The sequence below is a fragment of the Pantoea sp. USHLN256 genome (assembly GCF_037149875.1).
Lineage (GTDB): Bacteria > Pseudomonadota > Gammaproteobacteria > Enterobacterales > Enterobacteriaceae > Pantoea > Pantoea nemavictus.
Genome location: NZ_JBBCQO010000012.1, coordinates 29441 through 42885 on the forward strand (window position 1 = coordinate 29441; position 13445 = coordinate 42885).

Sequence of the window (13445 nt, forward strand, 5' to 3'; positions counted from 1 at the left end):
CTGTTAACGACGACCTTCAGCGATAGCGGTAACGGCTTGTAACTCAGCGGCTTCCTGCTCGTGCTGTTCCTGACGATCACGGACATCCAGGATCTGGGTGGTGATCAAACCTTCTTCAATTTCGCGCAGGGCGATAACGGTCGGCTTATCGTTCTCTTCTGGAACCAGCGCATCTTTACCGCCTACCTGCATCTGACGTGCACGACGTGCAGCGACCAACACCAGGTCAAAACGGTTACCAACTTTCTCTACTGCGTCCTGAACGGTTACGCGTGCCATAGGTGTGCTACTCCACAGATGATGAAGAAATGACTGGGCATAATACTGAAAGTGAATTCAGACTGCCAATAGTTTGCTGATTAAAGCATCATGTCGCGATTTTTGGCGACCCATACGCAGACGTTCTGCGCGAATAATGGTTTTCAGATCTGACAACGCCAGATCGAAATCATCATTAACAATTAAATAATCATATTCGGCATAGTGGCTCATTTCCGCCACCGCCTGTTGCATACGACGGGCAATTACCTCTTCGCTGTCCTGACCGCGTCCACGCAGGCGGCGATCCAACTCTTCGGTAGAGGGCGGCAACACAAAGATGCTGCGTGCAGCAGGCATTTTCTTGCGAATTTGCTGCGCACCTTGCCAGTCGATATCCAGGAAGACGTCAACGCCGGTCGCCAGCACCTGCTCAATGGCAGCGCGTGACGTACCGTAATAATTGCCAAACACTTCCGCATGTTCGAGGAAGTCATCTGCTGCAATCATGGTCTCGAATTCGGGCTTAGAGACGAAAAAGTAGTGCTCACCATGAGCTTCACCGGGACGCACGCCACGGGTGGTATGCGAAATAGACACTTGCGTATCGTACAACGGTTGTGTCTTTAACAGCGCCTGAATCAGGCTGGATTTACCCGCGCCGCTAGGGGCGGAAACAATATAAAGCGTGCCTTGAGCCATGGTTATCTTGAATTGAGTAAAGAGCGGAGTCGATTTCCTGCACAGTATACACGGCTTAAGGGTGTCACGCAGCGTTTGCCGCTTGGCTGAGGCAATTCTTTTTCTGTGAAGCCGCGCCAGAAGCAGATGCAGCATGCTGCAACGGGCATATAAACGATGGAATCTGCTTCTATCTTGCAATTTTCACTGCTGGTAAAAGCCTTCGCTGCACTCTCCAATAGACAAAAAGGAGAGTGAAGATGAAAGGATGCCTCAGTGTGATTTGCTGCTTTTTCAGCGTAGGTTGCTGGGCCGAAGCGCTGTGTCCAAATTGGTCGCCCGTGCGCGCCGGGCAGGAGATAGCGCAGCTGCAAACCCAGCTACGTCAGTGGGACGACGCTTATTATCGGCAGGGTACTCATGCGGTGACCGATGCGGATTATGACAGCCTGCAACAGCGGTTACAGCAGTGGCAGCGCTGTTTCACCCCCGCGCAGCCCTCCTATGATGCTCAACTCACCACCGACGGCAGCACGCATCATCCCGTTGCACACACTGGCGTGCGCAAACTGCGCGATAAGCTGGCGGTGGCGTATTGGATGCAAGATAGATCTGCGCTGTGGTTGCAGCCCAAAGTTGATGGCGTAGCTGTCACGTTAGTGTATCGGCAAGGTCGGTTGGTTTCATTAATCAGCCGTGGCGATGGTTTGCGTGGTGAAGAGTGGCTGGCCAAATCGCCCCATATTCCTGCCATTCCGCAACGTATTCATACCCAGCGAGACGAAGTCATACTGCAAGGTGAGCTGTTTCTGCATATGAACGATCATCAACAGGCTCGCGACGGTGGTAAAAATGCGCGAGCTCAGGTGGCGGGAGCGATGATGCGGCACGACAGCAGCCCGCTTCTTGATCGCCTCGGTATATTCATCTGGGCGTGGCCGGACGGCCCGGCTTCGATGTCCGATCGTCTGGCGCAGCTAACGCAATGGGGCTTTGGACTCACGCAGAGCTGGAGTCGTCAGGTAAGTAATGAAGAGGAGGTCGCAGTATGGCGCGCTCGCTGGTACCGCGAATCGCTGCCATTTGTCACCGATGGCGTAGTAATCCATCAATCACCTGCCAGCGCAGGGCGCGATTGGCAGCCTGGGCAGGGCAGTTGGTCAGCGGCATGGAAATATCAGCCGGCGGAAGTCAGTAGCGAAGTGCTCTCGGTAGATTTCAATGTAGGACGCACGGGCAAGATTGCCGTCGTGCTGAATCTGATTCCGGTGCAACTCGACGATAAAACGGTACGGCGGGTCAACATTGGCTCACTGCGACGCTGGCGCGAACTGGATGTGATCGCGGGCGATGAGGTGACGCTCACGCTTGCGGGATTAGGCATTCCCCGGCTGGAGCGGATAATTTGGCGCGTTGTGCAGCGCGATTATCCATCGTCGCCTCAGAATGGCGAATTCCACGGCTTAACGTGTCTGCACTTCAGCGCTGCCTGCCGGGCGCAGTTTTTGTCTCGCCTCAGCTGGCTGAGCCAGAAAACGGTGTTGGATATTGCGGGCGTACAGCGCAGCAGCTGGCAGCGCTTACTGGATAGTGGTGCTATCACGCATCTCTTTTCCTGGCTGACGCTGACGCCAGAGCAGATTGCGCAGGCCAACGGGATAACGCCTGCTCGCGCGCAGCTCATCTGGCACCGCTTCAACTTAACGCGGCAACTGCCGCTGCGGCGCTGGGTAAGTGCACTTGGCTTGCCGTTACCGCGTAAAGCTCTGCAGGCGCTCCCGGATACACAGTGGTCGCAGTTGATGGCGCGAACGGCGGAAAGCTGGCAGCAGTTGCCCGGTATCGGTAGCGTTTTGGCACAGCGGATTGTGATGATGCTGCAGGATGCGAGCCTGCAGCAATTGATTCACTTTCTGCAACAGCAGGAGATTCCTGCTGTTGACTCAATGTTCAGGGTGGGGATAGTTGAAAATCGGCAAACCGAGGCGGAAACGCAGCGCCAGCAAGCGGGCGAAGAAGCCAAACAGTAGCGTGATGATCACCACCGCTTCATGCGCCAGCGGCGTTTTCAATAGCAGGATGTACATCCAGCCAGAGGCGAACGCGATACCGGCATACAGCTCTTTCTGGAACACCAGCGGAATGCGATTGCAAAACATGTCGCGCAGTACGCCGCCAAACACACCGGTAATTACAGCGGCGATGGCAGCAATAATGGAAGCATGACCACTATCAAGTGCGACCTGTGCGCCAATAATCGAGAACACCACCAGACCCAGCGCATCCAGCACCAGAAATACTTTACGCAGATGCGTCATTAGGGGGGCAACAAAGGTCGTCACCACCGCAGCGGCGGCGACGATCATGATGTATTCAGGATGTTTTACCCAGCCGAGAGGGTAGTGACCTAGCAGAATATCACGCACCGAACCACCACCAATCGCGGTAACCGAAGCGATGATGATCACGCCGAACAAATCCATTTTGCGACGCCCTGCCGCCAGTGCGCCGGTCATGGCTTCGGCAGTAATACCAATAATATAGAGAACGGTTAATAACATAGAGCACTCCATCAGATTGGCGGCAAGGCTAAAGATTTCCCAGCGGGTAGACCACTGAGATTTTCTCAATAAAGCAGCATCAGATTAGCCATTTTTATGGCAAGCATGCTAACAGGCTTAGCCGGTGGGATAAATCAGCATTCAGCCACCGTTTCGCATGAGTATAAATGATGCGAATCGTTAAAAACCTCATCAACTTAAGTTTCAGGCAGATTGTGTCGTACCTGTCTATTGCCTGTTCAGCCAGGCTCCCAACTCATTGGCATCACGCGCGGCAACTATCGGACAGGCATGAAAACTCGTAACGAAGACATTCTCTTTTTCTCTTCCGACAAACTGGCGGCGGTGGGGTTGGAGGGGCTATTGGCAACATTACCTATTGACGGCCAGGTGCATGAGTTGTGGTCGCTGAGCACCGTGATGTCGCAGTGTGAAAAACTCAAGCCGCGGTTGTTAGTCTGCATTTTCCACGAAAATATGTCGTTGGCCGGTACCTTCAAGGTGCTCTATGCCTTGCAACAGCAGTTTCCCACGATGCAGATATTGGTGCTTACCCGGCGCTTATTACCGTTAATGCATGCATTAAGCCGCTATCTGCCAGCACTCAATATTCTGGATTTAAAATCATCCTGTCAGGCTGTTACCCACCGCTTGAGCGCTTGCATCAGCGCGAGTACACAGGTTCAGTTGATGGAAGGCGCTGACATTCTGCTGCCCGATCGTCAGCTACGCGTGTTACTGATGATGGCATGGGGTTATAGCACCGAACACATTGGCACTCGTTTAGGTATCAGTCATAAAACGGTGAATGCGCACAAGCTCAACGCACTGACGCGGCTGCAGATCAAAAACAAGAATGATATGGCCGATCTGTTTATGGTGATTGATGAGTTGCGGATGCTGGTGAGTTGGCTGCGCTTGCAGCGTAACGGTAAGTTAAGCGAACTCGCTTTTCACTCATTGGAAGAGTTACTGGAAACATAAAAAAGAAAAAAGCGTGCTGGCGACCAGCACGCGAACGCATCTTTTCAGATGCCCAGAGCCCACCATACAGACTTGTTTTTATTATCCGTTTCTTGCTCGCACGTTGACGAAACTTTTTAGGCTAAAACGGTATTCTGGCTGAAACCAGGCACGACCGTAGTAGCAATAAACCAGCATTCTGATGGATACCATGGCAAGGTAACCCCAGATAGCGCACAACACTGAGGGTGTCAGCCACACGGTGAAGAGCGTGACGCCTAATCCCACCAGCACAGAAGAGACTTCCGTGAATGCAATGCGCGAAAATTGGTTTTCCCGCTGTAATATTGCGCGATAATGTTGCCCCTGCGGAATAATAATGAATATGACCGAAATCATTTCAAGCATTACCGCCATCTCAGGTTGATTCATTATACGACCAGAAATATCACTGCCAATAAACAGTACAGCAAAGATAACAAGGCCGCTTAATACGTTTCCCCAATATAAAATTGAGAGATCGCTATTATTGAGGTTGTTATTTCTTATAATGGCATTGCCAAACTTTCGGTCGGCTAGTGTATCAATAATTAACAGCATCACAATCGCAATGGCGAGTAGATCTAACTCATTTGCCTGAAGTATTTTTGCCAGAAGTGAAAGTTGTAAAACACCAATGCCGACGATTTTGATTGATGACAAAATTGACCATTTAGCGTGGGTCAGATTTTTCTCTCTTAACGCCATACTCTGCTCATTATGGTACATGTACCAGTGCAATTAAGGGGTTACTCTAGCCAGAGGTTAGAGTCCAGCTCACATCAATGCAGCGATTCCTGGCGCAGTCCTGAAATACCTTTCAGGTTTTGCCACGTAAAGATGCTTTCAATTAAATGATGTTCTGAATGTATAAAGATGCCCCTGGCGCTTAATGGTGTTTTTGTCTTAACGGTATCTCCTCCTGTGCGGAGGAAATCCGTAAGATCATTATAAAATCCCTTTGCGTTTATATATTCCCCGGCCAGCATCCGCCTGGCAATCTCAACAAATTCTTTTTCTGATAACAAAGGATAGGTTGAGCGATCCATGTTATTTCCCTGCTGTTGTTATTATGGTTACTGCTGTGTGTGAAGGAGTTATACCGTGTTTTAATTAAATTAACACCATCAGAAAACTCCTATAAATACACCGCAGGAATAAATGGTTTCAGAATATGCATCAGAATATATAAGGCGAACGGCTTACTATTTATTAAAATTTTTAGTCTTTCCTCGCCCCTTGATGAAGTTGCAATAGACGGATAACTAAAAAATCTCGATAAATCATACGGGCCAGGCTTTTTTATAAGCATCCTCACCAGGAGGTTTCCTGGTGAGGATGCTTAAGCCGGACTGGTGATTAGCGTATAAATCAGTGGAGGTTTTGCTAAAACAGTTAAACGCTGCTGTGCGAAAAAGAAACCGATTTTTATCGTTTGATTCCAGCAACAGTTAAAGAGGTGTTGATTGCATAATTCATTGATTCTAATGAGTTAACAGGTGAAGAAGTTGTTCGAGGTCGCGTTTTACCCATGCAACATCCTGGGCAAATTTCTCATCCGACATCAACGGCTGGCGATAAACGACCATCACCACTTCTGCACCTTGTTCGTTAGCAATCACCCGCATCGGCATATAAATCTCTTTTCCGCTACCGGTATCAATCCAGTGGTCCATTACGCCAAACGGGTTGTGTGGGGTAAATCGAATCTTTACCGTTCCCTCTGGGCCTTTGGCTTTCCAGCTATTTCCTTCCTGCGTCAGCGTGCTGGCGCTGAGCCCACTTGCCCATTTGGCAAAGCATTCAGGCTTCCAGATGGTTTCATATAAATCTAACCAGTTGCGTGGAACGGTCAGCGTGACTGTCTGAGATGGCAGCATGGAACCTCCTGATGTGATACAGCCATTAAAGCACGGTGGTACCGGGCTGCAAACGGCCCGGTCATGGAAGTGTGGTACAGCAGCGGTTTCCGTGAGAATGCTGTAATCAGATGAACTTGCCGCGCCCCTGAATATCCCGTTCTTCACTGCTGCCATCAGCCTGACGCAGCACGAAGCGATCGGACTGCGCCACCACTGCACAGCTGTGATTAGGGAATATACGCAGCAGTGCGCCAACAGGCGGCGCCTGATCGCCATATTGCAGAAAGCCATGCTCTTCCGACAGCTTCAACACTTCATAGTGATTGCCTTGCTCATCCACCGCGATGCCAAATCCGCTGGCATTGGTGCCGTGCGGACCTTTATCTGAACTGAGCATCTTGGAGCCGGCATCAATAATGGCGAAGTGCGGATTAACTGCGACGACGCGTGTCACCACGCTCAATGCCAATTCATCCGGCGCACACAGACCCAAACGCCATGCGGTAAGATCCAGCAGCGCGTAATTGCCGGGGCGGATTTCATCACAGCCATTGGCTACCGGAGCTGCTAACGCCGTTGGTGTTGAACCAACCGAAATCGCGCAGTCAGCAAATCCGGCGGCGATCAGGCGCTGTTGCACATCGCGCATCAGTGTAATTTCCTGCAGTGCAATTTCCGCGATGGCAACGGCATTGCCCGCACCATAAGCATGTCCAGCATGAGAAACCAATCCGGCAAATGGCAGACCTGCATCCTGAATTTGCTGCGCCAGCGTAATGGCGGCACTGCTGTGTGGATCGACACCAATGCGATGCAGGCCGACATCCACCTTAATCGCTATCGCTAACTGGCAATCGGGCTGACGCTGATGTGCCGCAGTAATCGCCGCAACGCCAGTTGCGCAATCAGCAATGCAGGTAATACGCGCCTGGTGTTGTGCGGCAACCGCTAACATTTCGGCCAGTGTGTCGGCTTGCACTATCGGATAAGCCAGCAGCAGATCGCGTTCACCACCGAGAATAAAGGCGATGCCTTCACTCGGCTTAGAAACGGTAATGCCCTGCGCGCCAAGTGCTCGCTGTTGCTCAGCGATCCAGACGCTTTTATGGGTTTTGATGTGGGGGCGCAGCGCGACGCCAGCGGCATCGGCTTTTTGCTGCATCTGATGCAGATTGCGCTGCAGGCGCGGTGCATCAATTTCAAGGTAAGGAGTGAGCCGGTCGGCAATCAACGGTCGCAGCCAGCCAGCCGCTATATTCTGTTCCATCATAATAGTCCGCAGGTAATGACAAGTGCGGACCATCATTAAACAATGCGCAGCAGAATGCCAGCCGCTAGCCTAACCCATTGCCAGCATTCTCTTTTCGGCAAACAAGGCGCGGCAAAGGTTGATTAACGAGTTTGGTACGAGTGGGGGTCAACGATGAGCGGAGCAGAATGAGCAGCAGGCCAAAACCTGCTGCCTCGGAAGATTAGATATAGAGAGAAGCTTCACCCGGCGGACGCGTTTTAAAGCGACGATGCAGCCACAGGTACTGATCGGGCGCACGGAGGATCTCTTTTTCGATCACTCTGTTCATGTAGGCAGCCGCTGCGGCTTCATCCTCATAAGGATAATTTTCCAGTTCTGGCTGAATAATCAGCTGGTAACCGCTTTTATCCTGATTACGAATCAGCACGATAGTCAGCATCGCCGGTTTCGCCAGGCGAGACAGAACAAAAGTACCGTTGGTCGTTGCCGCTTGTTTCACCGCAAACAGCGGCGCAAACACGCTGCCTTTCGGGCCGTAATCCTGATCGGGTGCGAACCAAACGGCTTCGCCTTTTTTCAGAGCCTGCACCATGCCACGCAAATCACGGCGATCGATCATGGCTTTATTCGAACGCATACGACCTTTAGTCTGCGCCCATTCCATGGCCTGATTGTTGTGCGGGCGATACATCGCCATCATCGGCTGACACAAACCGGTAATCCGTCCGCCCAGTTCGAGCGACATAAAATGCACACCGATAACCATCACACCACGCTGGTGGCTTTGCGCCTTCTGCAGGTTTTCAAGGCCGCTGACCTTGAAGTAACGACGCACGCGCGCATCCGACCAGAACCAGGCAATGCCGGTTTCTGCCAGTGCCATCCCGAGCGAGGCGAAGTTGCCCGCGATCATCGCCTCTTTCTGTTCTTCTTCAATATTGGGGAAGCACAGCTCGATGTTGCGGCGAGTAATGCGTTCACGGCGCTGCAGGAAATGGCGAGACAGTTTGCCAGCGCCAGCACCAAGCCGGATAAGAATAGGGTAGGGAAGTTGCACCAGTAGCCACAGAACACCTAGCCCAAACCAGGTAAACCAGTAGCGAGGATGCAGAAGAGTGGATCGGAACTGCCTGGATTTCGTCATAACGCCTTCATGTCGGGAAAATGTATCGCACAAAGAAGAGAGTCCATGAGTTCCTGGCGGTACAACTGTTCTAATTACGACCAGTAGATTAACAAATAGTGCCGTCAAATAAACGCGATCTCCACAATCTTTAAGATTAAGAGAACTTGTTGATGCAGCGACTATGAGTAGTTTAATGGCTATCTGGTGGATAGTTATTTTTAAATATCAGTAGCTTAATAGCAGGGTTTCATAAGGTTGAACGGTGATGTTTGCTCGCTTAAAGTCAATTCTGAAAAGATTTTTTATGATTGCTGACACTTATTTAACGCTAACTGCGAAAAATAGCGCTCTGGCTTACGTAGCTTATGAGTAAACCGCAACGCTTTTGCCTGTCATCTATACCTTAAGAAGCCCGCTATGCTGCGGGCTTTTCGAAAAGCATGTTACTCGATATTCTGAATCTGCTCACGCATCTGCTCAATCAATACTTTCAGTTCAATCGCGGATGCGGTGATCTCGGCATTGATGGATTTTGATGCCAGGGTGTTCGACTCACGGTTGAACTCCTGCATCATAAAGTCGAGACGGCGGCCAACGGCTTCTTTCTTCTTCAGGATGTTGTAGGTCTCTTTCACATGCGCATCCAAACGATCCAGCTCTTCCGAAACATCGGTGCGCTGCGCCATCATCACCAGCTCTTGCTCAAGGCGATTGTTCTCGAGCTGCACTTCGGCTTCTTCCAGCTTGGTCACCAGACGCTCGCGCTGCCATTTGATGACTTCTGGCATCTGCGCGCGCACTTTGCTGACTTCTTGCGATACGCCCTCCAGGCGCTGTTCGATCATCGCTTTCAGCGCGGTACCTTCGCTTTCACGCGCTTCGATAAAGTCATCCAATGCGCCATCCAGCGCGACCAGCAGTTCGGCGTTAATCGCATCGAGATCCTGCTCCTCGGCTGACATCACACCCGGCCAGCGCAAAATATCCAGCGGGTTGATCGCGCCTTCATCACTCTGCATTTTTACCCAGTTGGCAGCCTGCACCAGCTGTTTTGCCAGCGACTCATTCAGCTGCAACTCGCCTTGCGCGCTGGCATCGGCGTCATAGCGCAAATAGCACTCGATTTTACCGCGCGTCAGGCGGTTGCGAATACGCTCGCGGATGACAGGTTCCAGACCACGGAACTGTTCCGGTAAACGGATATAGGTTTCCAGATAGCGCTGGTTAACAGAACGAAGCTCCCAGGCGGCGCTGCCCCAGTGGCCTTTGGCTTCGCGGCGGGCGTAAGCGGTCATACTGCGGATCATAATCGTCTTCTCATTTTCAGAAATGTTGGATGAAGTATAGCGAGGCAGGCTCGACGCTAACAGGCATAAGCGTACATAAGCTTGAATAACAAAAAATTTCCGCTTTAGGCGACAGGCACTTATGCTTAGCGCTGGTTCACATCTTGAGGATGAAGTGATGTTCCGCTCTGTGGCTCTCCCGGTTTTATTGACCTTCCTGCTCGCTGGATGTCAGGCGCCTTCGACACCGCGTGAACAAATTCCGCCCAACACGGCACCCGTAGCAGTATGCGGTTCTGGTGAAGTCATGATGCAAACGACATTGTGGTTTGGCATGAATAAGCCAAAAGGCGGCACGGTGAGCAGCCTTGAGTGGCAACAATTTGTCGATAACGATGTGACTCCGCGCTTCAAAGACGGGCTGTCGGTATATGACGCGAAGGGACAGTGGCTGGGCGAAAACGGTAAGCTGGCGCGGGAAAACAGTAAGGCGCTGATGCTGATTCACCATCCCGATCACAGCAGCTCGGAGAGTATTAACGGATTACGTGACATCTATAAAAAGCGTTTTGAGCAGGAATCCGTAATGCGTGTTGATTCACTGGTGTGCGTGGCGTTTTAAATAAAGGGCGGCCGCTCAGCCGCCCTTTATCATCAGATAAACAGCCCGGCAAATGCGGCAGAGAGCAGGCTCACCAGCGTTGAGCCATAAACCAGCTTCCAGCCAAATCGTGAGACCACATTGCCCTGCTTTTCATTCAGACCTTTGATCGCCCCGGCAACAATGCCGATAGAGGCGAAGTTAGCGAACGATACCAGGAACACCGACAAAATGCCCAGCCCGCGTGGCGTCATCTCAGCGGCGACTTTCTTCAGCTCAATCATCGCGACAAACTCATTCGCCACCAACTTGGTCGCCATAATACTGGCTGCCTGAAGCGCATCGGCGGACGGAATACCCACCAGCCACGCAAACGGATAGAACACATAACCCAGCAGATGTTGGAAGCTGTAGCCGAATACCGCCGCGAACAGCGCATTAATCGCCGCAATCAGCGCGATAAAACCAATCAGCATCGCCATGATGATCATCGCCACTTTAAAACCGGCGAGAATGTATTCCCCCAGCATCTCAAAGAAACTCTGATCTTCGTGCAGCTTATCCAGCGCAATCTGTTCTTCATTTTCCGGACGCGTCGGATTGATGATCGACAGAATAATAAAGGTGCTGAACATGTTGAGCAGCAGCGCCGCAACCACATATCTGGCATCAATCATCGACATATAAGCCCCGACAATCGACAGAGAAACTGTCGACATCGCGGTTGCGGCCATGGTGTACATGCGCGGTGCGGAGATATCGCCGAGGATGCCTTTATAAGCGATAAAGTTCTCCGACTGGCCGAGAATCAAGGTACTGACGGCGTTAAAGGACTCCAGCTTGCCCATGCCGTTCACTTTCGACAGTAGCGTGCCAAAGAAACGAATCAGCAGCGGCAGAATACGCCAGTGCTGCAAAATACCAATCAGGGCAGAAATAAACACAATCGGGCACAGTACGCCGAGGAAAATAAATGCCAGGCCCTGATCGGCCATATTGCCAAACACAAAGTTGGTACCCTGAGCGGCATAGGTCAGCAAGGTTTCGAAGAAGCCGCCGACGGCGGTAACCACGGATTGGCCACCGGCAGAATGCAGGAAAAACCAACCCAGCGCCGCTTCTACGATCAGCAGTTGAATAATAAAACGCGGACGAATCCGTTTGCGGTCATGGCTGACCAACAGCGCAAGGGCAAAGATCACCACCAGCGCCAGCAGGAAATGCAGTATCGCTATCATCGTTTATCTTTTTTAGGGAGGAAACGCGCATTTAGCCACAGCCACAGCGGAATTTCATCCGGGATTGCGCCGATCGCGGGCAGGACAGCCGCGCATGAAGTCCGTATAATGCGCAGCCAAACCTAAGCAAGCCGGAGAGAAACCATGCGTCCAGCAGGCCGTAGTGCATCAGAAACACGTCCCGTCACCCTTACTCGTCACTACACCAAACATGCAGAAGGCTCTGTGTTGGTTGAGTTCGGTGAAACCAAAGTGCTGTGCACCGCCACCGTTGAAGAGAGCGTGCCGCGTTTCCTTAAAGGCAAAGGTCAGGGCTGGATTACCGCGGAATATGGCATGCTGCCGCGTTCTACCCACAGCCGCATGGCGCGTGAAGCGGCTAAAGGTAAGCAAGGCGGACGTACTCTGGAGATTCAACGTCTGATTGCGCGTTCACTGCGCGCTGCAGTGGATCTGGAAGCCTTAGGTGAATTTACTATCACACTGGATTGCGACGTGATTCAGGCCGATGGCGGCACACGTACCGCTTCTATTACCGGTGCCTGCGTGGCATTAGCCGATGCGTTAAATGCATTGGTTGCCGCAGGCAAACTGAAAGCCAGCCCGTTGAAAGGTATGGTGGCGGCAATTTCCGTCGGCATCGTGGGCGGTGAAGCGCTGTGCGATCTGGAATACGTGGAAGATTCCGCCGCTGAAACTGACATGAACGTGGTGATGACCGAGGATGGTCGCATGATTGAAGTGCAGGGCACCGCAGAAGGTGAACCGTTCAGCCACGAAGAGTTACTGCAGCTGCTGGCGCTGGCGCGAGGCGGCATTGAGCAGTTGATTCAGGCGCAAAAAGCAGCCCTAGCGAATTGATGTAACAGGCGACCTTAGAGTCGCCTTTTCTTTATTTGAGGAGTGAGAAATGAAAGCCTGGCAGCGTCAGTTTATTGAATTCGCCCTGAACAAAGGGGTACTAAAGTTTGGTGAGTTCACCCTAAAGTCGGGTCGTATTAGCCCCTATTTCTTTAACGCCGGATTGTTTAATACCGGCCGCGATTTAGCGCTGCTGGGCCGTTTCTACGCGCAGGCACTGGTGGATGGCGGAGTTGATTTCGACCTGCTGTTTGGCCCGGCGTATAAAGGCATTCCCATTGCCACCACCACCGCGGTGGCGCTGGCCGATCATCACGAGCGCGACGTGCCTTACTGCTTCAATCGCAAAGAAGCCAAAGATCATGGCGAAGGGGGCTTGCTGGTGGGCAGCCCGCTGCAAGGCAAAGTGATGCTGGTGGACGATGTGATTACCGCCGGCACCGCGATTCGTGAATCGATGGATATTATCAGCGCGCATAACGCGACTTTAGCGGGTGTGCTGATTTCGTTGGATCGTCAGGAACGTGGTCGCAGCGATATTTCAGCCATTCAGGAAGTGGAGCGTGACTACAAGTGTAAAGTCACCGCCATTATTACGCTGGCTGAGTTGATTGATTATCTGGAAGAGAAGCCAGAGATGGCTGACCATCTGGCGAAAGTGCGCGCGTATCGCAAAGAGTACGGGATTTAATTATTCGGCAATTGTGCGTTCGGTAA

General features: G+C 51.8%; 15 protein-coding genes. 5 read left to right on the forward strand and 10 right to left on the reverse strand.

What is annotated here, in order from left to right:
* Positions 1 to 3: 3 nt before the first annotated feature.
* Positions 4 to 279, reverse strand: coding sequence for a DNA-directed RNA polymerase subunit omega (rpoZ, locus tag WFL93_RS20915; protein WP_007885265.1), 276 nt, complete (start codon positions 277 to 279; stop codon positions 4 to 6).
* A 57-nt stretch (positions 280 to 336) separates the two neighbouring features.
* Positions 337 to 960: a guanylate kinase gene (gene gmk, locus WFL93_RS20920; RefSeq protein ID WP_036619878.1), complete on the reverse strand. Its 624-nt coding sequence runs from the start codon at positions 958 to 960 to the stop codon at positions 337 to 339.
* A gap of 239 nt (positions 961 to 1199) precedes the next feature.
* Between gmk and ligB the strand changes: the two genes are divergently transcribed.
* Entirely contained in the window at positions 1200 to 2969 is a 1770-nt protein-coding gene (gene ligB / locus WFL93_RS20925; RefSeq protein ID WP_336778969.1) for an NAD-dependent DNA ligase LigB, read from the forward strand.
* Here ligB and WFL93_RS20930 read toward each other — a convergent pair.
* Positions 2883 to 3500 carry a trimeric intracellular cation channel family protein gene (locus WFL93_RS20930; RefSeq protein WP_007885270.1) on the reverse strand — a complete coding sequence of 206 codons (618 nt, stop codon included), beginning with the start codon at positions 3498 to 3500 and terminating at the stop codon, positions 2883 to 2885. The two genes, ligB and WFL93_RS20930, sit on opposite strands and share 87 nt — an antisense overlap.
* A 291-nt stretch (positions 3501 to 3791) precedes the next feature.
* Here WFL93_RS20930 and WFL93_RS20935 point away from each other — a divergent pair, with 291 nt between their 5' ends.
* Positions 3792 to 4484 (forward strand): response regulator transcription factor, encoded by a 693-nt coding sequence (locus WFL93_RS20935; RefSeq protein WP_336778970.1) that lies wholly within the window; start codon positions 3792 to 3794, stop codon positions 4482 to 4484.
* A gap of 81 nt (positions 4485 to 4565) precedes the next feature.
* On the opposite strand, the gene WFL93_RS20940 is transcribed toward WFL93_RS20935, so the two are convergent.
* The 6 genes from WFL93_RS20940 to WFL93_RS20965 form a co-directional block, all read right to left on the reverse strand.
* Complete coding sequence (locus WFL93_RS20940) at positions 4566 to 5210, reverse strand: oligosaccharide flippase family protein (RefSeq protein ID WP_007885273.1); 645 nt, start codon at positions 5208 to 5210, stop codon at positions 4566 to 4568.
* A 74-nt stretch (positions 5211 to 5284) separates the two neighbouring features.
* Positions 5285 to 5551: a hypothetical protein gene (locus tag WFL93_RS20945; protein WP_007885275.1), complete on the reverse strand. Its 267-nt coding sequence runs from the start codon at positions 5549 to 5551 to the stop codon at positions 5285 to 5287.
* A 435-nt stretch (positions 5552 to 5986) separates the two neighbouring features.
* Positions 5987 to 6382 (reverse strand): hypothetical protein, encoded by a 396-nt coding sequence (locus tag WFL93_RS20950; RefSeq protein WP_007885277.1) that lies wholly within the window; start codon positions 6380 to 6382, stop codon positions 5987 to 5989.
* A gap of 106 nt (positions 6383 to 6488) precedes the next feature.
* On the reverse strand, positions 6489 to 7631 hold the full coding sequence (locus WFL93_RS20955; protein ID WP_442955902.1) for an alanine racemase: 1143 nt from the start codon (positions 7629 to 7631) through the stop codon (positions 6489 to 6491).
* Positions 7632 to 7836: 205 nt separating this feature from the next.
* A complete protein-coding gene (gene lpxP / locus WFL93_RS20960; protein ID WP_007885281.1) occupies positions 7837 to 8760 on the reverse strand; it encodes a kdo(2)-lipid IV(A) palmitoleoyltransferase in 924 nt (307 codons plus the stop codon).
* 425 nt (positions 8761 to 9185) lie between these two features.
* The gene (locus WFL93_RS20965; protein ID WP_007885282.1) at positions 9186 to 10049 is read right to left on the reverse strand and encodes a YicC/YloC family endoribonuclease; all 864 of its coding nucleotides are present in this window, start codon (positions 10047 to 10049) and stop codon (positions 9186 to 9188) included.
* A gap of 157 nt (positions 10050 to 10206) precedes the next feature.
* Here WFL93_RS20965 and WFL93_RS20970 point away from each other — a divergent pair, with 157 nt between their 5' ends.
* The gene (locus WFL93_RS20970) at positions 10207 to 10650 is read left to right on the forward strand and encodes a DUF3574 domain-containing protein (RefSeq protein ID WP_036619897.1); all 444 of its coding nucleotides are present in this window, start codon (positions 10207 to 10209) and stop codon (positions 10648 to 10650) included.
* Between the two features lie 32 nt (positions 10651 to 10682).
* Here the strand turns inward: WFL93_RS20970 and WFL93_RS20975 are convergent, their stop codons facing one another.
* Positions 10683 to 11867 (reverse strand): NupC/NupG family nucleoside CNT transporter, encoded by a 1185-nt coding sequence (locus tag WFL93_RS20975; RefSeq protein WP_007885289.1) that lies wholly within the window; start codon positions 11865 to 11867, stop codon positions 10683 to 10685.
* Between the two features lie 144 nt (positions 11868 to 12011).
* Here WFL93_RS20975 and rph point away from each other — a divergent pair, with 144 nt between their 5' ends.
* Positions 12012 to 12728, forward strand: a complete 717-nt coding sequence (rph, locus tag WFL93_RS20980) for a ribonuclease PH (protein WP_007885290.1) — start codon at positions 12012 to 12014, stop codon at positions 12726 to 12728.
* Between the two features lie 49 nt (positions 12729 to 12777).
* A complete protein-coding gene (pyrE, locus tag WFL93_RS20985) occupies positions 12778 to 13419 on the forward strand; it encodes an orotate phosphoribosyltransferase (protein ID WP_007885291.1) in 642 nt (213 codons plus the stop codon).
* Positions 13420 to 13445: the final 26 nt, after the last annotated feature.

What these genes read in the sequence shown, in the direction of transcription:
- rpoZ (WP_007885265.1), bottom strand. Translation starts at nt 279, where the DNA reads ATGGCACGCGTAACCGTTCAGGACGCAGTAGAGAAAGTTGGTAACCGT.
- gmk (WP_036619878.1), bottom strand. Translation starts at nt 960, where the DNA reads ATGGCTCAAGGCACGCTTTATATTGTTTCCGCCCCTAGCGGCGCGGGT.
- ligB (WP_336778969.1), top strand. Translation starts at nt 1,200, where the DNA reads ATGAAAGGATGCCTCAGTGTGATTTGCTGCTTTTTCAGCGTAGGTTGC.
- WFL93_RS20930 (WP_007885270.1), bottom strand. Translation starts at nt 3,500, where the DNA reads ATGTTATTAACCGTTCTCTATATTATTGGTATTACTGCCGAAGCCATG.
- WFL93_RS20935 (WP_336778970.1), top strand. Translation starts at nt 3,792, where the DNA reads ATGAAAACTCGTAACGAAGACATTCTCTTTTTCTCTTCCGACAAACTG.
- WFL93_RS20940 (WP_007885273.1), bottom strand. Translation starts at nt 5,210, where the DNA reads ATGGCGTTAAGAGAGAAAAATCTGACCCACGCTAAATGGTCAATTTTG.
- WFL93_RS20945 (WP_007885275.1), bottom strand. Translation starts at nt 5,551, where the DNA reads ATGGATCGCTCAACCTATCCTTTGTTATCAGAAAAAGAATTTGTTGAG.
- WFL93_RS20950 (WP_007885277.1), bottom strand. Translation starts at nt 6,382, where the DNA reads ATGCTGCCATCTCAGACAGTCACGCTGACCGTTCCACGCAACTGGTTA.
- WFL93_RS20955 (WP_442955902.1), bottom strand. Translation starts at nt 7,631, where the DNA reads ATGGAACAGAATATAGCGGCTGGCTGGCTGCGACCGTTGATTGCCGAC.
- lpxP (WP_007885281.1), bottom strand. Translation starts at nt 8,760, where the DNA reads ATGACGAAATCCAGGCAGTTCCGATCCACTCTTCTGCATCCTCGCTAC.
- WFL93_RS20965 (WP_007885282.1), bottom strand. Translation starts at nt 10,049, where the DNA reads ATGATCCGCAGTATGACCGCTTACGCCCGCCGCGAAGCCAAAGGCCAC.
- WFL93_RS20970 (WP_036619897.1), top strand. Translation starts at nt 10,207, where the DNA reads ATGTTCCGCTCTGTGGCTCTCCCGGTTTTATTGACCTTCCTGCTCGCT.
- WFL93_RS20975 (WP_007885289.1), bottom strand. Translation starts at nt 11,867, where the DNA reads ATGATAGCGATACTGCATTTCCTGCTGGCGCTGGTGGTGATCTTTGCC.
- rph (WP_007885290.1), top strand. Translation starts at nt 12,012, where the DNA reads ATGCGTCCAGCAGGCCGTAGTGCATCAGAAACACGTCCCGTCACCCTT.
- pyrE (WP_007885291.1), top strand. Translation starts at nt 12,778, where the DNA reads ATGAAAGCCTGGCAGCGTCAGTTTATTGAATTCGCCCTGAACAAAGGG.